The organism is Stenotrophomonas sp. Steno-C17 (genome assembly GCF_056393165.1).
Window position 1 is genome coordinate 37,598 of sequence record NZ_JBWJPD010000005.1, and the last position, 22,394, is coordinate 59,991.

Consider the following 22,394-nt stretch of genomic DNA (forward strand, 5'->3'; position numbering starts at 1 on the left):
GGCACGCGGGGGGGTGTCGGCAAGCGGCCGGCGCTACCGGGCCGGCGTGCGCCGTATCCCTTGGGCGGGATCAGCGCGGAGCCCGGCCTTCCCGAAACCACGCGTAGGCGGCGGCTTCGAGGTCGCCTTCCTTCGCGATGACAGAGCCATCCTCATCCAGCAAGGTATAGCTGCGCTGGTCGCTGCCCAACGAGGCACTACCATCCAAGCCGAGCAATAGCGTGTACATCACGTCTCTGGTGAACGTCCCGAGCAGGTCCTGCAGTTGCACGGTCTGCTCTGTGGACAGGCCCATTGCCGTGATCCTCGCTTCGCACTCGGTGCCGGGCATCCAGGCATCTGACAGCAGCTTTTCCTTTTCCGCGTGCCAATTGGCCACGAATGCGTCTGCGTCCAAGGTGATTCCATGCGATCGGAAGGGCGACCTCGATTGTACGGGAGGGGGGGGCAGCCGTCAGCGTGCTGACGGCCCGTGGCCGGCCAGCGGATGGCACGCCCGGGCCGATCCACCCGGGTAGAATGCCCGCATGAAAATCGCCTCGTGGAACGTCAATTCGCTCAATGTCCGCCTGCCGCACCTGGAGCAGTGGCTCAAGGACTTCGGCCCGGACATCGTCGGTATCCAGGAAACCAAGCTGGAGGACCACAAGTTCCCCGATGCGGCGCTGATCGCCGCCGGCTACCGCAGCGTGTTCGCCGGCCAGAAGACCTACAACGGCGTGGCCCTGCTGTCGCGTGAACCGGCGCAGGACGTGCAGATCGGCATTCCCGGCTTCGAGGACGAGCAGAAGCGCGCCATCGCCGGCACCTTCGGCGACCTGCGGGTGATCAACCTGTACGTGGTGAACGGCCAGGACATCGGCACCGACAAGTACGACTACAAGCTGCGCTGGCTGGAAGCGGTGCATGCCTGGATCGCGCAGGAACTGCAGCGCCACCCGAAGCTGATCGTGATGGGCGACTTCAACATCGCTCCGGACGCACGCGATGTGCACGACCCGGAGGTGTGGAACGAAAACCACATCCTGACCTCCACCGCCGAGCGCGGCGCGTTGAACAAGCTGCTGCAGCTGGGCCTGCACGATGGCTTCCGCCTGCACAACGAGGAAGCGGGCGTGTTCAGCTGGTGGGATTACCGTGCGGCGGGCTTCCGCCGCAACCTGGGCCTGCGCATCGATCTGACCCTGGTCTCCGATGCGCTGAAGGGCAGTGCCGTGGCCGCGGGCATCGACCGCGAGCCGCGTACCTGGGAACGTCCCAGCGACCATGCCCCGGCATGGGTGGAATTGGGTTGACGGGAGCGCGCCGGGCACGGCCCGGCGCGTCCCATGCGTTCACCGTATGCTCTTGCGGGTGAACAGGTTGACGATGGCCAGCAGGATCACCGCGCCGATCAGCGAGAACAGGAATGTTCGGATGGTGATGGCCTCGTTGATGCCGCCGCCGAACAACCAGCCGGCAATCAACGCGCCGACGATGCCGACCACGATGTTGAGGATGATGCCCTGCTGGGCGTCGCGTCGCATGATGATGCTGGCGAGCCAGCCCACCACGCCGCCCACGATCAGCCAGATGATGATGCCCATGAACGTGACCTCCGGAAGGGAACGCACCCAGTTGACGCGCAGCGCCGTGAACCCGTCGTGCAATCCCGTGATGGGAGCGTGCGGATGAGCCTGCCGGCCACCCTGGACGGCCCGTGGCGGTTCGGTCCGGTAACGGTCTGGCGGCGCCCGCATGTACCGGGCCAGCGCGGCGAACCGCAGGCCCGGCAGGTGCTGGCGCAGGCGCTGGGCGGCGCACCGGAGGCGCTGCCGCTGGTGCGCGACGACAAGGGCCGGCCCGAGCTGGCCGGCGCGCTGGCCCACTACGGCACGGGCTGGAGCCACAGCGGCGAGGTGCTGCTGGTGGCGCTGGGCGAGGGCGTGCGCCTGGGGGTGGACCTGGAACTGCTGCGCCCGCGCCCGCGGCTGCTGGAAATCGTGCAACGCTTCTTCCACCCCGACGAGGTGGCCTGGCTGGAAGGGCTGTCCGTCGCCGAGCGCGAGCACTGGTTCTTCCGGGTCTGGTGCGCCAAGGAGGCGATCCTGAAGGCGCACGGGCAGGGCATTTCCTTCGGCCTGCACCGCCTGCGCCTGGCCCCCGGCCACGACGGCGCGCTGCACCTGCTGGCCTGCGACGCCGAACTGGGCCAGGCCGAGCGCTGGCACCTGCACGAATGGCAGGCCAGTGGCCAGTTCCGCGCCGCATTGGCCTGGCATCCGCAGTGAAGCGGCGAACCGGCGGGCAAAACCGGCGATAATGAGCGCATGAGCGAACATGATCTTCCCGCCGGCGTGGTTGCCACGCTGGAACAGGGCCTGGCCAGCATGGGCCTGGCGGCCGACCTGGCGCCGCCGCTGCTGCGCTACCTGGCCCTGCTGCACCGCTGGAACGGCACCTACAACCTGACCGCCATCCGCGACCCGCAGGAAATGGTCACCCGCCACCTGCTCGATTCGCTGGCCATGCAGCCGTTCGTGGCCGATGGCAGCCTGGCCGACCTGGGCACCGGTCCCGGGCTGCCCGGCATTCCGCTGGCCATCGCCTGCCCGGGCCTGCAGGTCACCCTGGTGGAAAGCAACGGCAAGAAGGCGCGCTTCATGCGCGAAGCCGTGCGCCAGCTGGGCCTGACCAATGCCCGCGTGGCCGAGTCGCGGGCCGAGGCGCTGGACGAGGCCGGCGCCTACGACCAGCTGACCGCGCGCGCCATGGACACCCTGGCCGGCATCGTCCGCGTGGGCGGCCACCTGCTGCGCCCCGGTGGCGTGCTGCTGGCCATGAAGGGGGTCTATCCGCATGACGAGATCGCCGCACTGCCGGCCGGCTGGCAGGTGCGCGAGGTGACCCCGCTGAGCGTGCCCGGCCTGGCCGGCGAACGCCATCTGGTCACCGTTACCGGCCCTTGAACCCGCTTGCCGACCCCTTGTGCAACAACGGGTTGGCGATCCACGATTTCCGCCCGGGGCCGGTTGTACGCATAATGACCGGTCCCAACCATCCGTCGACGAGGCACACCTGCATGGCCCGCATCATCGCCATCGCCAACCAGAAGGGTGGCGTCGGCAAGACCACGACCGCCGTCAACCTGGCCGCTTCCCTGGCCAACGCACCCAAGCGGGTGCTGCTGGTCGACCTCGATTCGCAGGGCAATGCGACCATGGGCAGCGGCGTGGACAAGCGCGAACTGGTCGCCTCCACCTACGATCTGCTGCTGGGTGAAGCCAACGCCGCCGATGTGCGCGTGGCCACCGCCGAGGGCTACGACCTGCTGCCGGGCAACATCGACCTGACCGCGGCCGAGATCCAGCTGATGGCGCAGGAAGCGCGCGAGCAGCGCCTGAAGCGCGCGCTGGCGCCGATCCGCGATGAGTACGACTACATCCTGATCGACTGCCCGCCGGCGCTGTCGCTGCTCACGCTCAATGCGCTGGCCGCCGCTGATTCGGTCATCGTGCCGATGCAGTGCGAGTACTACGCACTGGAAGGCCTGAGCGCGCTGGTGGAAACCATCGAAGCGCTGCGCGCCAACCTGAACCCTGCGCTGGAGATCGAAGGCGTGCTGCGCACCATGTTCGACGTGCGCAACAACCTGGCCAACGCGGTGTCGGCCGAACTGACCGAACACTTCGGTGATCGCGTGTTCCGCACCATCGTGCCGCGCAACGTGCGCCTGGCCGAAGCGCCCAGCCATGGCCAGAGCATCGTCGGCTACGACCGCGCCTCGCGCGGTGGCGTGGCCTACCTGGGCCTGGCCGGCGAGATCATCCGCCGCAACAACGAACGCAACAAGGCCGCCAAGGCCGTGGAGACCGCCTGATGACCAGCAAGCCTGCAGCCAAGAAGCGAGGCCTCGGCCGCGGCCTGGACGCCCTGCTGGGTCCCAAGGGCGCGGTCAGCCAGGTGCAGGCCACCACTGCTGTCATCGAACCGCTGCCGGGTGAAGTGCTGCGCAAGCTGGCCGTGGGCCAGCTGCAGCCGGGCAAGTACCAGCCGCGCCGCGAGATGGATGAAGGCAAGCTCTCCGAGCTGGCCGATTCGATCAAGTCGCAGGGCGTGATCCAGCCGATCCTGGTGCGCCAGCTGCCGGCCGGCAACTACGAAATCGTGGCCGGCGAACGTCGCTGGCGCGCTTCGCAGCTGGCCGGGCTGGACGAAGTGCCGGTGGTGGTGCGCGAGCTGGAAGACCGCACCGTCATCGCGATGGCGCTGATCGAGAACATCCAGCGCGAAGACCTGAACCCGCTGGAAGAAGCCGAAGCGCTGCAGCGGCTGATCAGCGAATTCACCCTGACCCATGCCGAGGCCGCCGAAGCGGTGGGCCGCTCGCGCGCGGCGGTGTCCAACCTGCTGCGCCTGCTGGAGCTGCCGGTGGCGATCCGCCTGCTGCTGGAAACCCGCCGCCTGGAAATGGGCCACGCCCGCGCGCTGCTGACCCTGGCCCCGGAACTGGCCGGCAAGCTGGCCCAGGACGCGGCCGACGAAGGCTGGTCGGTGCGCGAGGTCGAGCGCCGTGCGCAGGCCTTCGCCGCCGGCAAGGTACCGAGCAACCGCCCGGTGGCCACGCCGAAGGTGCAGCAGGCCGACATCGCATCGCTGGAAACCGAACTGTCCGAATCGCTGGGCACCAAGGTGGCCATCAACCATGGCCGCGGCGGCAAGGGCAAGCTGGTCATCCACTACACCGACCTGGATACCCTGGACGGTGTGCTGGAAAAGCTGCGTACGCGCCAGGGCTGAACCCGGCGCAGCGTCAGGGGGTGCGGCCTGTTCCCGCCGCGTCCCGTCGATGACAGGGAACGCACCGCCGCGCGCACCGGGGGATGCAGTGCTCTCCGGTCCGTGGCCTTATCCACGGACCAGGACATGAGCAACGACTACGAAGACGTCAGCCCGGACGGCACCCAGATCCTGCGGCACCGCCGCGAGAAGGATTTCGTGCTCGCCACCGGCGAAGAACAGCATATCGAGGCGATCAGCGAGCACATCGCGCGCCATCTGGGACCGATCGACACGGTCCTGCACGAAATCATCTCCGACCTGGTGCACATCGACGTGCACGTGGTGCCGGCCAATGCGCACTGCCCGTACCTGCGCCTGGTCACCTCCGGCATGAGCGACCTGCCGATGACCGTGCCCGCCGAGGCGGACGCCGACGTTCCGCGCTACATGGAGCTGATGGTGACCCTGCCGGCCGACTGGCCGATGTCCCAGGACGCCTTCGAGGACGAGCGCAATTACTGGCCGGTGCGCCTGCTGAAGGGCATGGCGCGGCTGCCGCACGAGTACGACACCTGGCTGGGTTTTGGCCACACCATTCCCAACGGCCACCCCAGCGAGCCCTACGCGCCAGGCGTGGGCTTCGACGGCGCCATCGTCCTGCCGCCGGTGACCGCCCCGGATGTGTTCGCCACGCTGGAGCTGGACGACGGCAAGCGCATCAGCTTCATGAGCCTGGTGCCGCTGTACCCGGAAGAGATGGACCTGAAGCTGAAGAAGGGCGCCGACACCCTGCTCGACCGTTTCGATGCGAAACAGATCAACGATGTGATCGAGCCGGGACGGGTCAACGTCGCGAAGAAGCGCTTCGGTTTGTTCTGAGACCGGTAACATCGGGGGCCTGAACTTCGTTTCCGGGCCCCCGCCATGACCATCCTGCTTACCGGCGCTGCCGGCTTCATCGGTGCCTACACCGCCCGCGCCCTGCTGGAGCAGGGCCAGGCCGTGGTCGGCCTGGACAATTTCAACGATTACTACGACCCGCAGATCAAGCGCGACCGCGTGGCCGCGCTGTGCCCCACGCTGGACCTGCGCACGCTGGACCTGACCGACCGCGAAGGGCTGGCCGCGCTGTTCGACGAAGTGCAGCCCACTGCGGTGATCCACCTGGCCGCGCAGGCCGGCGTGCGCTACTCGCTGGAAAACCCGCACGCCTACGTCGACAGCAACCTGACCGGCTTCGTCAACATGCTGGAACTGTGCCGCCACCGCGGCGTGCAGCATCTGGTATACGCCTCCAGCAGCTCGGTGTACGGCGACTCGGCCACGCCGCCGTTCTCCGAAGACCAGCGCGTGGACCAACCGCGCTCGCTGTACGCGGCCACCAAGGCCGCCAACGAGCTGATGGCCTACACCTACGCGCAGCTGTACGGCCTGCGTGCCACCGGCCTGCGCTTCTTCACCGTGTATGGCCCCTGGGGCCGCCCGGACATGGCGCCGCTGCTGTTCTCGCGCGCGGTGCTGGCCGGCCGGCCCATCGACGTGTTCAACGAAGGGCGCATGCAGCGTGATTTCACACATGTTTCCGACATCGTGGCCGGTATCCTCGGCGCCCTCGCGCATCCGTCCACCGAACCGGTGCCGCACCGCGTGTTCAACCTGGGCAACCACACCCCGGTCGAGCTGGAACGCTTCATCGGGGTGATCGAACAGGCGGCCGGCCGCCCGGCGCAGAAGGTCTACAAGCCCATGCAGCCGGGCGACATGGTGCGGACCATGGCCGACACCCGGCGTGCCCATGACGCGTTCGGCTTCGACGCGGTCACCCCGATCGAACAGGGGTTGCCGCCGGTGGTGCAGTGGTGCCGCGAGTACTTTGGCGATCGCGCCTGAGGACGGGTCCTCACGCAGCCGGGTTCATCTTCGGATAACCTCGGCTGCGGACAATGCGCGGTCTTTGTTTCCCTCTTGGCCGAGTGCCCCATGAGCCAACCCGAGCTTTCCGTTGTCGTTCCGGTGTTCAACGAGCGCGACAATGTCGCCCCGCTGGTGGCCGAGATCACCGCCGCCCTGCGCGGCCATCTGCCGTTCGAGATCGTCTACATCGACGACCATTCGCGCGATGACACCCTGGCCGTGCTGCAGGGCCTGAAGGCCACCACCCCGGAACTGCGGGTGCTGCACCATGTCAGCCAGAGCGGGCAGAGCACCGCCGTGCGCACCGGGGTAAAGCATGCACGCGCGCCGTGGATCGCCACCCTCGATGGCGATGGCCAGAACGATCCGGCCGATATTCCCAAGCTGCTGGCCGCCCGCGGCGCCGCCGATGCACAGGTGAAGCTGTTCGCCGGTTGGCGGGTGAACCGCCAGGACAGTGGCAGCAAGCGTTGGGCCAGCCGCTGGGCCAACGCGATCCGCGCGCGCATGCTGCGCGACGATACCCCCGACACCGGCTGCGGCATCAAGCTGTTTGAACGCGCCGCTTTCCTCGATCTGCCGTACTTCGACCACATGCACCGCTACCTGCCGGCGCTGATGCAGCGGGCCGGCTGGAAGACCACCAGCGTGCCGGTCAACCACCGCCACCGCACCGCCGGGGTTTCCAAGTACAACAACCTGGGCCGCGCGCTGGTCGGCATCCGCGACCTGCGTGGCGTGGCCTGGCTGATCACCCGCAGCAAGCGCACTGCGGTGGAGGAGCGTTGATGGAGCTGCACTGGCTGGACCAACCGCTGACCTGGCTGTACTGGACCGGCCTGCACGTGACCGGCTGGAAGCTGATCGGCTATACCGGCGCGCTGATGTTCGGTGGCCGCTGGCTGGTACAGTTCGTGGCCTCCAAGCGGGCGGGCAAGCCGGTCATCCCGCGCCTGTTCTGGTACATGAGCGTGGTCGGCAGCCTGATGACGCTCAGCTACTTCCTGTTTTCCGCCAAGCAGGATTCGGTGGGCGTGCTGCAGAACCTGTTCCCGGCGTTCACCGCGCTGTACAGCCTGCACCTGGACATCAAGCACCGCGGCTGGAAGCGCGACAAAGCCGGCCATTGAGGGCTGGGGCCGGATCCCGTTCCGCAGGAACGGGCTCTGACCCCCGACAGGATCCCCGGCGCATCCACGCATGGCGTGGATCTACCGCACGTTCGTTGGTAGCGCCGGGCCATGCCCGGCGGATGTCTCCGTTGTCCGCGCAGCGCGCTCGCGGGGCATGGCCCCGCGCTACCGGGCGCAGGCAGGACCTTCGTCCCATGCCACGGGCCGTGGGCGGTGCCATCATCGGGGTCTGCCTTCCCGGGAACCCGTGCTTGTGAAAACCCGCCTTGCTGTTGCCCTGATGATCGCCCTGGCCTCGCCGGCCGTTGCCCTGGCCGCGCCGTCCGCTGCTGCCGCACCGGCCAGCGTGGCCGCCGAATCGCCCGCCGACGCCGCGTTCCGCGCGATCTACGCGAAAGAATGGAAGTGGCGCCAGGACGGCGGTGGCGAAGCCAGCGAAGACGGCGATGCGCCGGCCAACGCGACCCGCCTGCCGGATGTGAGCGCCGCCGCCCAGCAGGGCCGCTTGAAGGTCTGGGACCAGACCCTGGCCGACCTGAAGAAGATCGACCCGGCCACGCTCAGCGCGGCCAACCAGGTGAACTACGCGATCTACCGCGACCAGGTGTTCAACCTGGCCGAGGAAACCCGTCTGCGCGGCTATGAAATGCCGTTCAATTCCGATTCCTCGTTCTGGTCCAACCTGTCCTTCATGGCCCGGCGCGAGATGAAGACCGCGCAGGACTACCGCAACTACATTGCCCGCCTGAACGACGTGCCGCGCTACTTCGGCCAGCAGACCGACAACATGCGCGCCGGCCTGAAGCGCGGCTTTAGCGTGCCGCGCGCGGTGCTGGATGGCCGCGAAGTGTCCATCGCCACCGTGGCCGAACTGAAGGACCCGACCCAGTCGCCGCTGTACGCGCCGTTCAAGAAGCTGCCCAGCAGCATTCCGGCCGCCGAACAGGCCGCGCTGCGCGAGCAGGCGGTGGCGGCGATCGGCGGCAAGGTCGTGCCGGCGTTCCAGCAGCTGCGCACGTTCTTCGTGAAGGAATACGTGCCGCAGGCACGCACCACGCTGGCCGCCGAAGCGATGCCGGGCGGCAAGGCCTACTACAAGCAGCAGATCCACGAGTACACCACGCTGGATCTGACGCCCGACCAGATCCACCGGATCGGCCTGGAAGAAGTGGCACGCATCCAGCAGGAAATGAACGCCATCATCAAGCAGGTGGAGTTCAAGGGCAGCTTCGCCGACTTCCTCACCTTCCTGCGCACCGACCCGCAGTTCTACGCCAAGACCCCGGAAGAGCTGCTGTCGCGCGCCGCGTGGATCTCCAAGCGTGCCGACGGCCAGATCGGCAAGTTCATGACCCTGCCGCGCGCACGCTTCACCATCGTGCCGGTGCCGCCGGATATCGCCCCGTTCTGGACCGCGGGCCGTGGTGGCATGGGCACCTACTGGGTGAACACCTACGATCTGCCGTCGCGCCCGCTGTACAACCTGCCGGCGCTGACCCTGCACGAATCCGACCCGGGCCACGCCCTGCAGGGTGCACTGGCGGCCGAGCAGGGCGAACAGCCCGAGTTCCGCCGCAATGCCTACATTTCGGCCTACGGCGAGGGCTGGGCGCTGTACTGCGAGAAGCTGGGCGTGGAAATGGGCATCTACGAAACCCCTTACGAGGATTTCGGACGCCTGACCTACGAAATGTGGCGTGCCGCGCGCCTGGTGATCGATACCGGCGTGCACAGCAAGGGCTGGACCCGCGAACAGGCGCTGGCCTACCTGCGCGACCACACCGCGCTGAGCGAGCACGAAGTGACCACCGAGGTGGATCGCTACATCTCCTGGCCGGGCCAGGCGCTGAGCTACAAGCTGGGTGAGATCGCCATCGTGCGCCTGCGTGCCCAGGCCGAGAAGGAGCTGGGCGACAAGTTCGACATCAAGGGCTTCCACGATGCCGTGCTGAAGCAGGGTTCGGTGCCGCTGCCGGTGCTGGAACAGCAGATCCAGGCCTATATCGCCGAACGCAGGAAGGCCTGACGCTGCACGCCGCCGGGCAGGGCCCGGTGGCGTCGCATTCGGCTGCGATTGTGTAACGGCTGTAACGCCCGCTACCCTCCCGGCATGATCCGCTTCGTGCGCCGCCGCCCGTCGTTCCTGCTCCGCCTGCTGATGCTGGTGGTGGTGGCGATCGGCAGCGTGGGCGGCGCCACGGCGTCGGCCCTGGGTGAACTGCACGAGATGTCGCACCTGGACCACCCGGCGACGCCGCACGATAGCGCCGGGTTCGATGCCGGGCACGATCCGGACGACACCAGCGCCCGCCTGTTGCACGCGCTGGTGCATTGCGGCCACTGCCACGGCCAGGGCGGCGTTCTGCCGTTCGCACTGGCCAGCTGGGAACTGTCGCCACCACCGTCGGCCGCTGCGCCGACCACGATCGACACCGACGGCCGCCCCGCGCCGCTGGAATCGCTGCTGCGTCCTCCGATCCAGGCCCGATCCATCGCCCGCCGTGCGCGGGCTTCTGATCCTGTCCTGAGATTTCCGGAGTATTCCCATGTGGATCCGCCTGGCCGCTGTCGCGGCCCTGGCGATCGCGCCGTGCGTGCATGCGCAGGCGCCGTCGTCGCTTGACCCCTTGACCCTGGACGCGGCCATCGACCGCGTCGCCCGTACCCATCCCGACCTGCGCCTGCCCACCCTGCAGCGACAGGCCGCCGAAGCCCGCCTGGACGGCGCCGCGCTCACGCCGGCGCTGGTGCTCGGCGTGGAGCTGGAGAACGTGCTGGGCACCGGCAGCAGCCGCGGTTTCGATGCCGCCGAAGCCACCGTCACCCTGGCCGGCGTGCTGGAACGCGGCGGCAAGCTGGACGCCCGCCGCGCTGTGGCCCAGGCCAACCTGGACGCGCTGGCCCCGCAGCGTGAAATCACCCGCCTGGACCTGCTGGCCGAAACCGCGCGCCGCTACCTGGCCATCAGCGCGGCCGAACAGCAGCGCCGTATCGCCGTGGACGACATCGAACAGCGCCGCCGCGCGGTGGCCGCCGCACGCCTGCGCCTGCAGGCTGGTGCCTCGCCGGCGTCCACGCTGTTGACCGCGCAGGCGGCACTGGCCCAGGCCGAACTGGACCGCGACCGCAGCCTGCAGGCGGCACGCGCAGCGCGCCTGGCGCTGGCGGCGCTGTGGAACGCGCGCGCGGTGGATTTTGATGCCATCACCGGCGACCCGTTGCAGTTGCCCGCCCTGCAGGATTTCCAGCACCTGGCGCAGCTGCTGCAACGCACGCCGGAACTGGCGGTGATCGCCACTGAAGCGCGTGTGCGCGAGGCGCAACTGCAGTTGGCGCGCAGCCAGCAGCGCAGTGACCTGTCCTGGCAGCTGGGCGTGCGCCACATGCGGGACAGCGGCGAGACCGCCCTGCTGGCCGGTTTCAGCATGGCGCTGGGCAGTGCACGTCGTGCGGGCCCGGAGATCCGCGCTGCAGAAGCCGAACTGGCCTTGAGCGCTGTTGAACGCGAGGCCCGCGCACTGCAGCTGTACGCCACCCTGGCCGAAGCGCACGGCCGCTACGAAACCGCCCGGCTGGAAGTGCAGCGCATGCAGCGCGACGTGCTGCCGCAACTGCAGAAGGCCGAAAAGGCCGCCGAAACCGCGTGGCGCGCCGGTGCCATCAGCTACCTGGAATGGGCCCAGCTGCAGGCCATGCGCATCGAAGCCCGGCAGCGGCAGTTGGATGCCGCGCTGTCGGCACAGTCCGCCCTGATCGAAATCCAGCGGCTGAGCGGACAACCGCTGCTGGCCGCCTCTGCTGAAGGAACCCTGCCATGAAGGCCGTCACCTCCCTGATCCGTCTGGCCTCCGTGGCCGCGCTGCTGGTGGCACTGGGCGCCTGCGGCAACGGCAGCCCGCCGGTGGCGCCCGCTGCGGACGATGACCACGATCACGCCGAAGGCGAAGCCGCACACGCCGACGAGGCCCCCGAGCACACCACCATCACCGCCGCACAGGCCGCCGAGGCGGGTATTGTCAGCGCCGCCGTGGGCCCCGGCACCATCGCCGACGAACACGACGTGCAGGGCCTGCTGGCCCCGGTCGATGGGCGCAGCGCGCAGGTCACTGCACGCTTTCCGGGCCCGGTGCGCGCGCTGCGCGCGAACGTCGGCGACCGCGTGCGTGCCGGCCAGCCGCTGGCCAGCATCGACAGCAACCTCAGCTTGACCACCTACAGCGTGGCCGCACCGATCAGCGGCGTGGTGCTGTCGCGGCAGGTGCAGGTGGGCGCGATGGCGGGCGAGGGCCAGGTGCTGTTCGAAATCGGCGATCTCTCCCAGCTCTGGGTCGACCTGCACATCTTCGGTGCCGATACCCAGCACATCACCGCCGGCGTGCCCGTCACTGTCACCCGCATGACCGACGGCGTCAGCCAGGTCACCACGCTGGAACGCGTGCTGCCCGGCACCGCCACCGCCAGCCAGAGCACCATCGCGCGTGCCAGCGTGGACAATGCCGATGGCCTGTGGCGGCCCGGTGCAGCGGTACGTGCGCGCATCGTGGTGGCCAGCACCCCGGCGGACATCGTCGTGCCGCTCAGCGCATTGCAGACCCTGGATGGCCAGGACGTGGTGTTCGTACGCGACGGTGATACCTACACCGCGCGGCCGGTCACCCTGGGCGCACGCGATGCGCAGCAGGTGGCCGTCAGCGCCGGGCTGCGTGCCGGTGATCAGGTGGTGGTGCAGCAGAGCTACACGGTAAAGGCCGACATCGGCAAGGCGGGCGCCAGCCATGAGCACTGATCCGAACGCCCGCAACGGTCTGCTGGAACGCATCATCGCCGCAGCCATCCAGCGCCGCTGGCTGATGCTGGGCCTGACCGTGGTGATGGTGGCGGTCGGCATCTGGAGTTTCACCCGGCTGCCGATCGACGCCACCCCGGACATCACCAACGTGCAGGTGCAGGTGAACACCGCCGCGCCCGGCTACTCGCCGCTGGAAAGCGAACAGCGCATCACCTACGCGGTGGAAACGGCGATGGCCGGCCTGCCGAAGCTGGACCATGTGCGCTCGCTGTCGCGCTACGGGCTGTCGCAGGTCACGGTGGTGTTCAAGGACGGCACCGACCTGTACTTCGCCCGCCAGCAGGTGGCCGAACGCCTGCAGCAGGTGCGCTCACAGATTCCGGCCGGGCTGGACCCGCAGCTGGGGCCGATCGCCACCGGCCTGGGCGAGATCTTCATGTACACCCTCGATGCCGATCCCAAGGCGCGCAAAGCCGATGGCACGGCCTACACCGCCACCGATCTGCGCACCCTGCAGGACTGGGTGATCCGCCCACAGCTTCGCAACGTGCCGGGCGTGACCGAGGTCAACACCATCGGCGGGTTCCAGCGCCAGGTGCACATCACCCCGGACCCGGCGCGACTGCGCGCGCTGGGTTTCACTCTGGAAGACGTGGCCGCCGCCGTGCAGGCCAACAACCAGAACGTCGGTGCCGGCTACATCGAACGCAACGGCCAGCAGTTCCTGGTGCGCATTCCCGGCCAGGTGGCCGATCTGCAGGAGATCGGCAACATCGTGCTGGACCGCCGCGAAGGTGTGCCGATCCATGTGCACGACGTGGCCAACGTGGCCGACGGACCGGAGCTGCGCAGCGGTGCGGCCACCCAGAACGGCCATGAAGTGGTGATGGGCACGGTGGTCATGCTGGTCGGCGCCAACAGTCGTGAGGTCGCGCAGGCCGCGGCGGCCCGCCTGCAGCAGGCACAGGCCAGCCTGCCGCCGGGGGTGACCGTTACCGCCAGCTATGACCGCACCGCGCTGGTCGACCGCACCATCCAGACCGTGGCGCGCAACCTGCTGGAAGGCGCACTGCTGGTGATCGTGGTGCTGTTCGTGCTGCTGGGCAACGTGCGTGCCGCGCTGATCACCGCCGCAGTGATTCCGCTGGCCATGCTGTTCACGCTTACCGGCATGGCGCGCGGTGGTGTCTCGGCCAACCTGATGAGCCTGGGCGCGCTGGATTTCGGCCTGATCGTCGATGGCGCGGTCATCATCATCGAAAACTGCCTGCGCCGCTTCGGTGAACGCCAGCACGCGCTGGGCCGTGACATGACCGTGGCCGAACGCTTCGCTGAAACCGCCAGCGCCACCGCCGAAGTGATCCGCCCCAGCCTGTTTGGCCTGGGCATCATCACCGCAGTGTACCTGCCGATCTTCGCGCTCACCGGCGTGGAAGGAAAAATGTTCCACCCGATGGCGATCACCGTGGTGCTGGCGCTGACCGGCGCGATGCTGCTGTGCCTGACCTTCGTGCCGGCTGCCATCGCGCTGTTCCTCGGTGGTCGCGTGCAGGAAAAGGAAAACCGGCTGATGGCCTGGCTGCGGCGGCGCTACCAGCCGCTGCTGGCGTTTACCCTGCGCCGCGGTCGCTGGATCGCGGTGGGTGCCGTGGTGCTGGTACTGGGCTGTGGCGCCCTGGCCACGCGCTTGGGCAGCGAATTCGTGCCCAGCCTGGACGAGGGCGATGTGGCCATGCATGCCATGCGCATTCCCGGCACCAGCCTGGCCCAGTCGGTGCAGATGCAGGTGCAGATCGAGCGCCGCCTGCTGCAGGTACCGGAAGTGGCCAAGGTGTTCTCCAAGATCGGCACGCCGGAAGTGGCCTCCGACCCGATGCCGCCTTCGGTGGCCGACACCTTCATCATGATGAAGCCCCGCAGCCAGTGGCCCGACCCGCGCAAGCCGCGCGCCACGCTGCTGGCCGAGCTGGAGCGCACGGTGGAATCGCTGCCCGGCAACAACTACGAGTTCACCCAGCCGATCCAGATGCGCATGAACGAGCTGATTTCCGGCGTGCGTGCCGATGTGGCGGTCATGCTGTACGGCGATGATCTGGACACCCTGCGCAACGTCGGCCAGCGCCTGCAGCGCGTGGTTGCAGCGGTACCGGGCGCGGCCGATGTGCGGCTGGAAGAGACCAGTGGCCTGCCGCTGCTGACCGTGCTGCCGGATCGGCAGCGGCTGGCCGGCTATGGCCTGAACCCGGGGCAGGTGCAGTCCACCGTCGCCACCGCCGTGGGCGGGCAGGTGGCCGGGCAGCTGTTCGAGGGGGATCGCCGGTTCGACATCGTGGTGCGCTTGCCGGAAGCGCTGCGCCAGGACCCGGCTGCACTGGCCGACCTGCCGATTTCGCTGGAACCGGCGCTGGCCAGTGACAACGGCGACGAGCTGAGCCGGGGCGTGGCCGCGGGCAGCGGTGCGCCGCGTACCGTGCCGCTGCGCGAACTGGCCCGCATCGAAACCAGCGAGGGGCCAAACCAGATCAACCGCGACAACGGCAAGCGTCGCATCGTGGTCACCGCCAACGTGCGCGATCGCGACCTCGGCAGTTTCGTGGCCGACCTGCAGCAGGCCGTGCAGGGTGGGGTGCAGCTTCCGCCCGGCTACTGGGTCGATTACGGTGGCAGCTTCCAGCAGCTGATCTCGGCCAGCCAGCGCCTGGCCGTGGTGGTGCCGGTCACGCTGCTGTTGATCTTCGTGCTGCTGTACTGGGCGTTCGGCTCGGTGCGTGATGCGGCCATCGTGTTCAGCGGTGTGCCGCTGGCCCTGACCGGCGGCGTACTGGCGCTGGCCGCGCGTGGGCTGCCGCTGTCGATCTCGGCCGGCGTCGGCTTCATCGCCCTGTCGGGTGTGGCGGTGCTCAACGGGCTGGTGATGATCAGCTTCGTGCGCCACCTGCGGCAGCAGGGCATGCCCTTGCTGGATGCGGTGCGCGACGGCGCGCTGGGCCGCCTGCGCCCGGTGCTGATGACCGCCCTGGTCGCTTCGCTGGGCTTCGTGCCGATGGCCTTCAACGTTGGCGCGGGTTCGGAGGTGCAGCGGCCACTGGCCACCGTGGTGATCGGCGGCATCGTCTCGTCCACGCTGCTGACCCTGCTGGTGCTGCCGGTGCTGTACCGCTGGCTGCACCGCCGCGAGCCCTGACCGGAGGGGTCAGATCCCTTCCGCAGGAAGGGCTCTGACCCCATCCCCTCCAGCGGCTTCCGCTGGCTGCCGACCCCTGCCGCAGGCAATCGCGCCGACACCAATGCCTGGTTGCGCCGCCGTGCACCATCGGTGAGGATCGGGAATCGCCACCAAGGACGGAACGATGACTGCACGCGCTGCCGCAGCTGGTCTGCTGCTGGTCCTGGCCAGTCCCGCTGCATTCGCCGCCGGGGATGTCTACGTGGAGTTGCTGTGGGCGCCGACGCCCACAGATGCGATCGCACGGTCGGTGGCCTACCAGTTCGTTGCCGATGGCCAGCATGACCACCGCATCTGCGTTGCCGCCGGTGGAGAGGACGCCGATGTGGGCGGGCTGGAGCTCACCATTCGTGATGCCAAGGGCGTTCGCATCTCGCACGTAAGGCATGCCGGTTTCCGTGGCCGGAAAACGTGTTTCCCTGCGGACATCGGCGCCGCAGGGGCAGCCGGCATGTGGACGGTGGATGCCACGCTTGGCGACGGCCGCACCGGCAGAGCAGACGTTCGCGTCGATCACCGCCTGGAGGACTCCCCGCTGTACCTGGGGCACGACGGGCCCTACGTTGCGGGTCGTCCAAACTACGATCCGTCCGTTCCGGCGGCCGAATGGGTGGGAAAGCTGGTCTGGGCAACGGACGTGGATGCAGAAGGCAGAGTGACCCACGTTGAAGTTGAAATGGCCGAAGGCGTTGGCGAACGCCTGCGTGCGCGCGCATTGGCCGCCGGCTGGTTGAACCGGTTCGGCCCCGACCCGGCGCGTGCGACGAAACCTTTGCGTTGGCGCCGCATACTGGAATTTGCCGCAGAGTGATTCGTACTACTTGGGTGCAGGCAGCTTCGCGATCACCTTGATCTCGAACTGGAACCCATACAGCCAGGTCACGCCGATACCGGTCAGGGTCGGGTGTGGCGCCTGGCCCCAGTACTCGGGCACGATCGCCCAGGCCTTCTCGAAATTCTTTTCCGGGTTGACCAGGAGCACGGTCACGTCGACCACATCGTCGAACGTGCAGCCGGCGGCTGCCAGCACCGCGTTGAGGTTATCGAAGGCGCGGCGCACCTGGGTTTCGAAATCCGGCTCGGGCGAGCCGTCCTCACGGCTGCCGACCTGGCCGGAGACAAACAGGAAGCCATTGGAGCGGACCGCAGGCGAGTAGCGGTTGCGCTCGTACAGGGCCTGGCGCCCGGCGGGGAACACGACATCACGCTGTGACATGGGGAATATCCCGTGGAAGAGACGGCCATCCTCCCCGCCAAGGCTGTCTGGATAAACCGCGATAATCGGCCTAGATTGATTGTCGATCCCAAACAATCGCGGGCCGCCCATGGACCGTTTCGAGGCAATGCGGGCCTTCGCCCGCGTGGTGGAAACCGGCAGTTTCACCCGCGCCGCGCACACCCTGCAGGTCAGCCGCACCACAGTCACCCAGCTGGTGCAGCAGCTGGAAGCGCACCTGCGCCTGCGCCTGCTCAACCGCACCACGCGCCGTGTCAGCACCACCGCCGATGGTGCGGCCTACTACCCACGCATCGCCCGCCTGCTGGCCGAACTGGAGGCGGTGGAAGGTGGCCTGGGCGAAGCCGCCAGCCAGCCGCGCGGGCGCCTGCGCATCGACGTGCCCGGGCCGTACGCACGGCTGCGGTTGGTACCGGCGCTGGCGGACTTCCACGCGCGGTACCCGGAGATCCAGCTGGATATCGGGGTGAGCGACCGCGAAGTGGATGTCATCGCCGACAACGTGGACTGCGTGATCCGTGGCGGCACGCCGGCCGACCCGGCGCTGGTCGCACGGCCGCTGGCCAGCCTGCCGATCGGCTTCCATGCCAGCCCCGCCTACCTGCAGCGTTTCGGTATGCCCGACCACCCGCGCGCGCTGGAAGGGCCGGACCATCACGTGGTCGGGTTCCTCAGCCCGCGCAGTGGTCGCGCGCGGGTGTTCAGTGCCCGCCGTGGCGATGAGCGCATCGAGGTGCAGGGCCGTTACACGGTGGCCTTCGATGATGGCAACGCGTACCTGGCGGCCGGTGTGGCCGGACTGGGCGTTGTCACCGTGCCCAGCTACATGGCGCAGCCGCACGTGGCCCGCGGCGAACTGCAGCCGGTGCTGCAGGACTGGCTGCTGCCGGCCATGCCGATGCACGTGATGTTCCCGCCGAACCGGCACATGAGCCAGCGCCTGCGGGTGTTCATTGATTGGGTGATGGAGGCGCACTTGTAGAGTCGAGCGTTGCTCGACGGCTTCTGCTCGGCGCTACAGCCTCCCGACCGCAAAGGATTGCAACTGTTCCTAGGTCGATGACGTCAACCTTCGTGCGACCATTCCCGGCACGCCACAAAGGAAACGGATCGCCGCATGAGTCGCATCGTTGCACTGGACACCGAAACCACCGGCCTGTCGCATAAGCAGGGCCATCGCATCATTGAAATCGGTGCGGTGGAAATGATCGACGGACGTATCACGGGGCGCCAGTTCCACACGTTCCTGCAGCCACAACGTCGCGTGGACCCTTTCGCACAACGTGTGCACGGCATCAGTGACGCCATGCTGGTGGGCAAGCCGTTGTTCTCCAACAAGGCGATCGAACTGCTTGAATTCCTGCGTGGCAGTGAACTGGTGGCGCACAACGCCACGTTCGACGTTGGCTTTCTGGACCATGAGCTTCGCCTGGCCGGCCACACGGTGACCCTGGCCCACCATTGCCGCGTGACCTGCAGCCTGAAGATCGCCCAGCAGCGCTGGCCGGGGCAGCCCAACAAGCTGGATGACCTGCTGCGACGCCTGGGCATTCCCGGCGAGCGCGGCCTGCATGGCGCGCTGAAGGATGCGCATCTGCTGGCCCAGGTGATTCCGTACCTGCGTTGAGTTGGCCTGCGGCTGGGGTCAGAGCCCGCGTCTGTCGACGCAGGATCCGACCCCACCGGGAAGCCCCGCCACCCGTTCGATCATCGCGACTGCAGTGGCCACGCCATCCTCGCTGGCCATCGCTGCACCCAGCGCAGCGGCACGTGCACGCGTTTCCGCGTCTTCGGCGAACGCAATCGCCGCCGCCAGCGTGGCCGCATCCAATCGTTTCGGCGACAGTGGCGCTGGCGCAACCCCCAGCGTCTGCAGCCGCCGCGCCCAGAAGAACTGATCGGCGGCAAAAGGCATCACCACTGAGGGAATGCCCGCGCGGCAGGCCGAATGCGTGGTGCCGCTGCCACCGTGGTGGATGGCCAGCGTGCAGTGCGGCAACAACGCTTCATGCGGTGTCGGGCCGACGACGAACACGTTCGCCGGCAGGGCGCCTGCAGGCAGGCCCGCCCAGCCGGGAAACAGCAGCACGCGGCGCGGTGCCAGGGCGTGTAGCAACGCTGGCAGCACACGCTCGCGGTCGAAACCGGTCATGCTGCCGAAGCCCAGGTACACCGGTGGCCGACCGGCATCGAGGAAGGCCTGCAGGTCTGGCGGCGGCAACCACGGTTGCTCCGGCATCCGCCATTGCCCACACACCACGTGGTCGGCCGGCCAGTCCGGTGGCGGTGGCAGCAGCTGCGGGGAAATGCCGTACAGCATTGGCAGGCCGGTCCACAGCGTGCGACGCGGCGCTTGCCCCAGTGCGGCGCGCGCCGCGTTGAGCGGCTTGCGGAACGTACGCCATACCGCTTGGTTGACCAGCCCGTAGCTGGCCCGGCGCAGGAACCCGGGCAGCGGCAGCGGCGGCAGGAAGGGGGAGGCAAAGGCACGCGTGGGCGTGAGCGGGATCATGCCCGTGCCGATCGCCGGCAGACCGTGCCGTTCGGCCACGCTCAGGCCCACCAGGGCGGCCAGACCCCCCGTCAGTACGGCGTCGCAGCCCGTGGCGGCCGCATCGGCCTGCGCCATCCAGGCCGGCACGTGGCGGCCGGCCATCCGCGCCAGCCCGCGCGAGGCTGCAGCCAGATTGTTGCCGCCTGCCACCAGGGCCACCACTTCGTCGTGGATGTCGCCTTCCAGCGCCGCGTGCGGCACGCCCAGGTAGCGCGCAGTGGCCAGCGTGCCCTGTTCGGCCAGCAGCATCACCTCGTGGCCGGCCTGGCGAAGGCCGTGGCACAGCATCACCAGCGGCCGGGTGTCGCCTTCGGTGCCATAGGTCAGGGCCAGCAGTCGCATCGACGGGCTCGCGGGAAGGGGCGCCAGTATGGGCAGACCGGGCATGAACACGGCGTGCCGCGTTCAGCCTTTGCCCTGTGGACAACTTGCGCAAGTGATTGAAAGCCTGCATAATGCGCGGCTCGCTGTGTCCGGTTTCGTGCCGGGCGGCGCCCCCGGGAGCACGTCCCCGGCCGCCCAACGCCAGCGTAACCCTTTGATTCTCTTGACGTGTGGTGGGCAACCACCGAGGCCGCCGTCTCCCGGGCTACGGGCTGACAAAATTAACTATCGAGGTGCGCAATGTCCCGCGTATGCCAGGTTTCCGGCAAGCGAGTGCAGACGGGTAACAACGTCTCGCACGCCAACAACAAGACCCGTCGTCGTTTCCTGCCCAACCTGCACGAGCGCCGCTTCTGGGTTGCCAGCGAAAACCGCTGGGTGAAGCTTCGTGTTTCCGCGCATGCACTGCGCACCATCGACAAGAACGGCATCGATTCCGTTCTGGCTGAGCTGCGTGCGCGCGGCGAAAAGGTCTGAGGAGTAGACGATCATGGCAGGCAAGCGCGATAAGGTCCGTATGATTTCGACCGCCGGTACCGGTCACTTCTACACGACCGACAAGAACAAGAAGAACACCCCGGGGAAGATGGAATTCTCCAAGTACGATCCGGTCGTGCGTAAGCACGTCCCGTACAAGGAAGGCAAGATCAAGTAATCCGCAAGGGTTGCTGATCGCCTCCGGAAAAACCCGCCCTCGTGGCGGGTTTTTTCATGCCCGGCGCCCGGTAGGTGCCAACCTTGGTTGGCACACATTCCCCACCCCCGGTAGGTGCCAGCCTTGCTTGGCACACATCGCCACCCCGGTAGGTGCCAACCTTGGTTGGCACACATTCCCACCCCCGGTAGGTGCCAACCTTGGTTGGCACATGGCTTCCAAGCAGTCGAGCAAGCTCGACTCTACACACCCTGCTGGGCAGAATGGCCGCACACCTCCCGACGGGCGACGCGATGCTGTTCGAGTGGCTGCTGGGCTCCTACCTGCTGTTGATCGACTGGCTCATCCGCCTGGTCGCGCTGTGCTGGATTCCCACCCGCACCACGCCGGGGGCCGCCCGCAGCTGGCTGTTGCTGGTCGGCTTCGTGCCCCTGCTGGGCCTGCCGCTGTACCTGCTGTTCGGCCATCCCTGGCTGTCGCGCGAACGCATCCGCCGCCAGGCCGAGGCTTCGCTGGTGATCCGCGAAGAGCAGGCGTTGCAGCGCCGCCTGCGCTGGGTGCCACAGACCGACACCGCCAGTGCCGAGATCGTGCCGCTGGTGCAGCGCCAGGGTGATTTCATGCCGGTGCATGGCAACGCTGTCGATCTGCTGACCGACTACGACGAATCGCTGCACAGCCTGATTGCCGATATCGACCAGGCCGAAGACCGCGTGCACCTGCTGTACTACCTGATGTTCGATGACGCCGTGGGCGAGGCCATCGTCGAGGCCCTGCAGCGCGCCGCCGCGCGTGGCGTGCAGTGCCGGGTGCTGCTGGATGCCGTCGGCGCCAAGCGCGGCCTGCGCGCCTATCGCAAGCGGCTGCAGGCACGCGATGTGGAAGTGCGCGCGATGCTGCCGGGCGGCCTGCGCTGGCGCCGCAGCGGCCGCATGGACCTGCGCAACCACCGCAAGATCGCGGTGATCGACAACGAAGTGGCCTACGTGGGTTCGCAGAACCTGGCGGGCCCGCAGTTCGTACCTGGCCACCCCAACCGTGAACTGGTCGCGCGCGTGCGCGGCCCGGCGGTGGCGCATCTGGAAGCGGTGTTCGCCAGCGACTGGTACATGGAAACCGGGCAGCGCCTGGAGGTGATCGCCAACGTGCCGGTGTGCAGCGATGACATCGCCACCCAGCTGCTGCCCAGCGGCCCGGCCTACCCGTACAGCAACGCGCGCGATGCCGTGGCTGCGCTCATTCACCTGGCACGGCGGCGGCTGGTGATGGTGACCCCGTACTTCGTGCCCGACGAGGCGACCCTGAGCGCGCTGCGCATCGCCGCGCTGTCGGGCGTGCAGGTGCAGTTGATCCTGTCGGCCAGCAACAACCAGCGGCTGACGTCGTGGGCGCAGGAGGCGTACTACGACGAGCTGCTGCGCTGTGGCGTGCAGATTGCCTTGTACGAGCCGCAGTTCCTGCATGCCAAGCACATGAGCGTGGACGAAGACATCGCGGTACTCGGCTCGATCAACATGGATATCCGATCGTTCGCGCTGAATGCCGAAATCGGCCTGATCTGCTACGACCGCCCGCTGGTGAAGCAGTTGTGTGCGATCGAAGACGACTACCTGCGGCAATCGACGCTGCTGGACCTGGAGCAGTGGCGGCAGCGGCCGGCATGGCGACGCAGCCGTGAAGGCATTGCACGGCTGGCCGATGCGCTGATGTAAACGGTCGCGTTGGCGCGGGGTGCGCCGGC

At 68.1% G+C, this 22,394-nt stretch carries 24 protein-coding genes; 20 read left to right on the forward strand and 4 right to left on the reverse strand.

Annotated features, from left to right (window positions below; all coding sequences use genetic code 11):
* Positions 1 to 70: 70 nt before the first annotated feature.
* A complete protein-coding gene (locus AC06FA_RS06145) occupies positions 71 to 397 on the reverse strand; it encodes a hypothetical protein (protein ID WP_478067540.1) in 327 nt (108 codons plus the stop codon).
* 130 nt (positions 398 to 527) lie between these two features.
* Between AC06FA_RS06145 and xth the strand changes: the two genes are divergently transcribed.
* The gene (gene xth, locus AC06FA_RS06150; protein ID WP_478067541.1) at positions 528 to 1,295 is read left to right on the forward strand and encodes an exodeoxyribonuclease III; all 768 of its coding nucleotides are present in this window, start codon (positions 528 to 530) and stop codon (positions 1,293 to 1,295) included.
* Positions 1,296 to 1,334: 39 nt separating this feature from the next.
* On the opposite strand, the gene AC06FA_RS06155 is transcribed toward xth, so the two are convergent.
* Positions 1,335 to 1,586, reverse strand: coding sequence for a GlsB/YeaQ/YmgE family stress response membrane protein (locus tag AC06FA_RS06155; RefSeq protein WP_108754901.1), 252 nt, complete (start codon positions 1,584 to 1,586; stop codon positions 1,335 to 1,337).
* Positions 1,587 to 1,670: 84 nt separating this feature from the next.
* Here AC06FA_RS06155 and AC06FA_RS06160 point away from each other — a divergent pair, with 84 nt between their 5' ends.
* From AC06FA_RS06160 to AC06FA_RS06225, 14 genes are all read left to right on the forward strand, one after another.
* Positions 1,671 to 2,270 carry a 4'-phosphopantetheinyl transferase family protein gene (locus AC06FA_RS06160; RefSeq protein WP_478067542.1) on the forward strand — a complete coding sequence of 200 codons (600 nt, stop codon included), beginning with the start codon at positions 1,671 to 1,673 and terminating at the stop codon, positions 2,268 to 2,270.
* 39 nt (positions 2,271 to 2,309) lie between these two features.
* Positions 2,310 to 2,948, forward strand: a complete 639-nt coding sequence (gene rsmG / locus AC06FA_RS06165) for a 16S rRNA (guanine(527)-N(7))-methyltransferase RsmG (protein ID WP_478067543.1) — start codon at positions 2,310 to 2,312, stop codon at positions 2,946 to 2,948.
* Between the two features lie 113 nt (positions 2,949 to 3,061).
* Entirely contained in the window at positions 3,062 to 3,859 is a 798-nt protein-coding gene (locus AC06FA_RS06170) for a ParA family protein (RefSeq protein ID WP_108754616.1), read from the forward strand.
* A complete protein-coding gene (locus AC06FA_RS06175) occupies positions 3,859 to 4,779 on the forward strand; it encodes a ParB/RepB/Spo0J family partition protein (RefSeq protein WP_478067544.1) in 921 nt (306 codons plus the stop codon). Before AC06FA_RS06170 ends, AC06FA_RS06175 begins: the two co-directional genes overlap by 1 nt.
* A gap of 126 nt (positions 4,780 to 4,905) precedes the next feature.
* On the forward strand, positions 4,906 to 5,640 hold the full coding sequence (locus AC06FA_RS06180) for a suppressor of fused domain protein (protein ID WP_478067545.1): 735 nt from the start codon (positions 4,906 to 4,908) through the stop codon (positions 5,638 to 5,640).
* Between the two features lie 45 nt (positions 5,641 to 5,685).
* Positions 5,686 to 6,651 carry an NAD-dependent epimerase/dehydratase family protein gene (locus AC06FA_RS06185; RefSeq protein ID WP_478067546.1) on the forward strand — a complete coding sequence of 322 codons (966 nt, stop codon included), beginning with the start codon at positions 5,686 to 5,688 and terminating at the stop codon, positions 6,649 to 6,651.
* A 90-nt stretch (positions 6,652 to 6,741) separates the two neighbouring features.
* Positions 6,742 to 7,464 (forward strand): glycosyltransferase family 2 protein, encoded by a 723-nt coding sequence (locus AC06FA_RS06190; RefSeq protein WP_478067547.1) that lies wholly within the window; start codon positions 6,742 to 6,744, stop codon positions 7,462 to 7,464.
* On the forward strand, positions 7,464 to 7,805 hold the full coding sequence (locus AC06FA_RS06195) for a lipid-A-disaccharide synthase N-terminal domain-containing protein (RefSeq protein ID WP_108754612.1): 342 nt from the start codon (positions 7,464 to 7,466) through the stop codon (positions 7,803 to 7,805). The genes AC06FA_RS06190 and AC06FA_RS06195 overlap by 1 nt, the downstream gene beginning before the upstream one ends.
* 283 nt (positions 7,806 to 8,088) lie before the next feature.
* Positions 8,089 to 9,834, forward strand: coding sequence for a DUF885 domain-containing protein (locus AC06FA_RS06200; RefSeq protein WP_478067693.1), 1,746 nt, complete (start codon positions 8,089 to 8,091; stop codon positions 9,832 to 9,834).
* 84 nt (positions 9,835 to 9,918) lie between these two features.
* Positions 9,919 to 10,431: a hypothetical protein gene (locus AC06FA_RS06205; RefSeq protein ID WP_478067548.1), complete on the forward strand. Its 513-nt coding sequence runs from the start codon at positions 9,919 to 9,921 to the stop codon at positions 10,429 to 10,431.
* On the forward strand, positions 10,355 to 11,626 hold the full coding sequence (locus AC06FA_RS06210; protein WP_478067549.1) for a TolC family protein: 1,272 nt from the start codon (positions 10,355 to 10,357) through the stop codon (positions 11,624 to 11,626). Before AC06FA_RS06205 ends, AC06FA_RS06210 begins: the two co-directional genes overlap by 77 nt.
* Positions 11,623 to 12,594 (forward strand): efflux RND transporter periplasmic adaptor subunit, encoded by a 972-nt coding sequence (locus AC06FA_RS06215; protein WP_478067550.1) that lies wholly within the window; start codon positions 11,623 to 11,625, stop codon positions 12,592 to 12,594. Before AC06FA_RS06210 ends, AC06FA_RS06215 begins: the two co-directional genes overlap by 4 nt.
* Before the next feature lie 19 nt (positions 12,595 to 12,613).
* Complete coding sequence (locus tag AC06FA_RS06220) at positions 12,614 to 15,781, forward strand: efflux RND transporter permease subunit (protein ID WP_478067694.1); 3,168 nt, start codon at positions 12,614 to 12,616, stop codon at positions 15,779 to 15,781.
* Positions 15,782 to 15,947: 166 nt separating this feature from the next.
* Entirely contained in the window at positions 15,948 to 16,634 is a 687-nt protein-coding gene (locus AC06FA_RS06225; RefSeq protein ID WP_478067551.1) for a hypothetical protein, read from the forward strand.
* A gap of 6 nt (positions 16,635 to 16,640) precedes the next feature.
* On the opposite strand, the gene AC06FA_RS06230 is transcribed toward AC06FA_RS06225, so the two are convergent.
* Positions 16,641 to 17,039: a RidA family protein gene (locus AC06FA_RS06230; protein WP_478067552.1), complete on the reverse strand. Its 399-nt coding sequence runs from the start codon at positions 17,037 to 17,039 to the stop codon at positions 16,641 to 16,643.
* A 109-nt stretch (positions 17,040 to 17,148) separates the two neighbouring features.
* Between AC06FA_RS06230 and AC06FA_RS06235 the strand changes: the two genes are divergently transcribed.
* Positions 17,149 to 18,042 (forward strand): LysR family transcriptional regulator, encoded by an 894-nt coding sequence (locus AC06FA_RS06235; protein ID WP_478067553.1) that lies wholly within the window; start codon positions 17,149 to 17,151, stop codon positions 18,040 to 18,042.
* Between the two features lie 135 nt (positions 18,043 to 18,177).
* Positions 18,178 to 18,687 (forward strand): DNA polymerase III subunit epsilon, encoded by a 510-nt coding sequence (gene dnaQ / locus AC06FA_RS06240; protein ID WP_478067554.1) that lies wholly within the window; start codon positions 18,178 to 18,180, stop codon positions 18,685 to 18,687.
* 18 nt (positions 18,688 to 18,705) lie between these two features.
* Here the strand turns inward: dnaQ and AC06FA_RS06245 are convergent, their stop codons facing one another.
* The gene (locus AC06FA_RS06245) at positions 18,706 to 19,956 is read right to left on the reverse strand and encodes a glycosyltransferase (protein ID WP_478067555.1); all 1,251 of its coding nucleotides are present in this window, start codon (positions 19,954 to 19,956) and stop codon (positions 18,706 to 18,708) included.
* Positions 19,957 to 20,238: 282 nt separating this feature from the next.
* Between AC06FA_RS06245 and rpmB the strand changes: the two genes are divergently transcribed.
* The 3 genes from rpmB to cls all read left to right on the forward strand — a co-directional run bounded on the left by rpmB (position 20,239) and on the right by cls (position 22,365).
* The gene (gene rpmB / locus AC06FA_RS06250) at positions 20,239 to 20,475 is read left to right on the forward strand and encodes a 50S ribosomal protein L28 (protein WP_005411638.1); all 237 of its coding nucleotides are present in this window, start codon (positions 20,239 to 20,241) and stop codon (positions 20,473 to 20,475) included.
* Between the two features lie 10 nt (positions 20,476 to 20,485).
* On the forward strand, positions 20,486 to 20,653 hold the full coding sequence (rpmG, locus tag AC06FA_RS06255) for a 50S ribosomal protein L33 (RefSeq protein ID WP_170272460.1): 168 nt from the start codon (positions 20,486 to 20,488) through the stop codon (positions 20,651 to 20,653).
* A 293-nt stretch (positions 20,654 to 20,946) separates the two neighbouring features.
* Positions 20,947 to 22,365, forward strand: a complete 1,419-nt coding sequence (cls, locus tag AC06FA_RS06260; RefSeq protein ID WP_478067695.1) for a cardiolipin synthase — start codon at positions 20,947 to 20,949, stop codon at positions 22,363 to 22,365.
* Positions 22,366 to 22,394: the final 29 nt, after the last annotated feature.

Coding starts and splice junctions, on each gene's coding strand:
- AC06FA_RS06225 (WP_478067551.1), top strand. CDS start 15,948: ATGACTGCACGCGCTGCCGCAGCTGGTCTGCTGCTGGTCCTGGCCAGT.
- AC06FA_RS06190 (WP_478067547.1), top strand. CDS start 6,742: ATGAGCCAACCCGAGCTTTCCGTTGTCGTTCCGGTGTTCAACGAGCGC.
- xth (WP_478067541.1), top strand. CDS start 528: ATGAAAATCGCCTCGTGGAACGTCAATTCGCTCAATGTCCGCCTGCCG.
- AC06FA_RS06180 (WP_478067545.1), top strand. CDS start 4,906: ATGAGCAACGACTACGAAGACGTCAGCCCGGACGGCACCCAGATCCTG.
- AC06FA_RS06160 (WP_478067542.1), top strand. CDS start 1,671: ATGAGCCTGCCGGCCACCCTGGACGGCCCGTGGCGGTTCGGTCCGGTA.
- AC06FA_RS06185 (WP_478067546.1), top strand. CDS start 5,686: ATGACCATCCTGCTTACCGGCGCTGCCGGCTTCATCGGTGCCTACACC.
- rpmB (WP_005411638.1), top strand. CDS start 20,239: ATGTCCCGCGTATGCCAGGTTTCCGGCAAGCGAGTGCAGACGGGTAAC.
- AC06FA_RS06200 (WP_478067693.1), top strand. CDS start 8,089: ATGATCGCCCTGGCCTCGCCGGCCGTTGCCCTGGCCGCGCCGTCCGCT.
- AC06FA_RS06230 (WP_478067552.1), bottom strand. CDS start 17,039: ATGTCACAGCGTGATGTCGTGTTCCCCGCCGGGCGCCAGGCCCTGTAC.
- cls (WP_478067695.1), top strand. CDS start 20,947: ATGCTGTTCGAGTGGCTGCTGGGCTCCTACCTGCTGTTGATCGACTGG.
- AC06FA_RS06170 (WP_108754616.1), top strand. CDS start 3,062: ATGGCCCGCATCATCGCCATCGCCAACCAGAAGGGTGGCGTCGGCAAG.
- dnaQ (WP_478067554.1), top strand. CDS start 18,178: ATGAGTCGCATCGTTGCACTGGACACCGAAACCACCGGCCTGTCGCAT.
- AC06FA_RS06175 (WP_478067544.1), top strand. CDS start 3,859: ATGACCAGCAAGCCTGCAGCCAAGAAGCGAGGCCTCGGCCGCGGCCTG.
- AC06FA_RS06210 (WP_478067549.1), top strand. CDS start 10,355: ATGTGGATCCGCCTGGCCGCTGTCGCGGCCCTGGCGATCGCGCCGTGC.
- AC06FA_RS06235 (WP_478067553.1), top strand. CDS start 17,149: ATGGACCGTTTCGAGGCAATGCGGGCCTTCGCCCGCGTGGTGGAAACC.
- rsmG (WP_478067543.1), top strand. CDS start 2,310: ATGAGCGAACATGATCTTCCCGCCGGCGTGGTTGCCACGCTGGAACAG.
- AC06FA_RS06205 (WP_478067548.1), top strand. CDS start 9,919: ATGATCCGCTTCGTGCGCCGCCGCCCGTCGTTCCTGCTCCGCCTGCTG.
- AC06FA_RS06155 (WP_108754901.1), bottom strand. CDS start 1,586: ATGGGCATCATCATCTGGCTGATCGTGGGCGGCGTGGTGGGCTGGCTC.
- AC06FA_RS06245 (WP_478067555.1), bottom strand. CDS start 19,956: ATGCGACTGCTGGCCCTGACCTATGGCACCGAAGGCGACACCCGGCCG.
- AC06FA_RS06195 (WP_108754612.1), top strand. CDS start 7,464: ATGGAGCTGCACTGGCTGGACCAACCGCTGACCTGGCTGTACTGGACC.
- AC06FA_RS06215 (WP_478067550.1), top strand. CDS start 11,623: ATGAAGGCCGTCACCTCCCTGATCCGTCTGGCCTCCGTGGCCGCGCTG.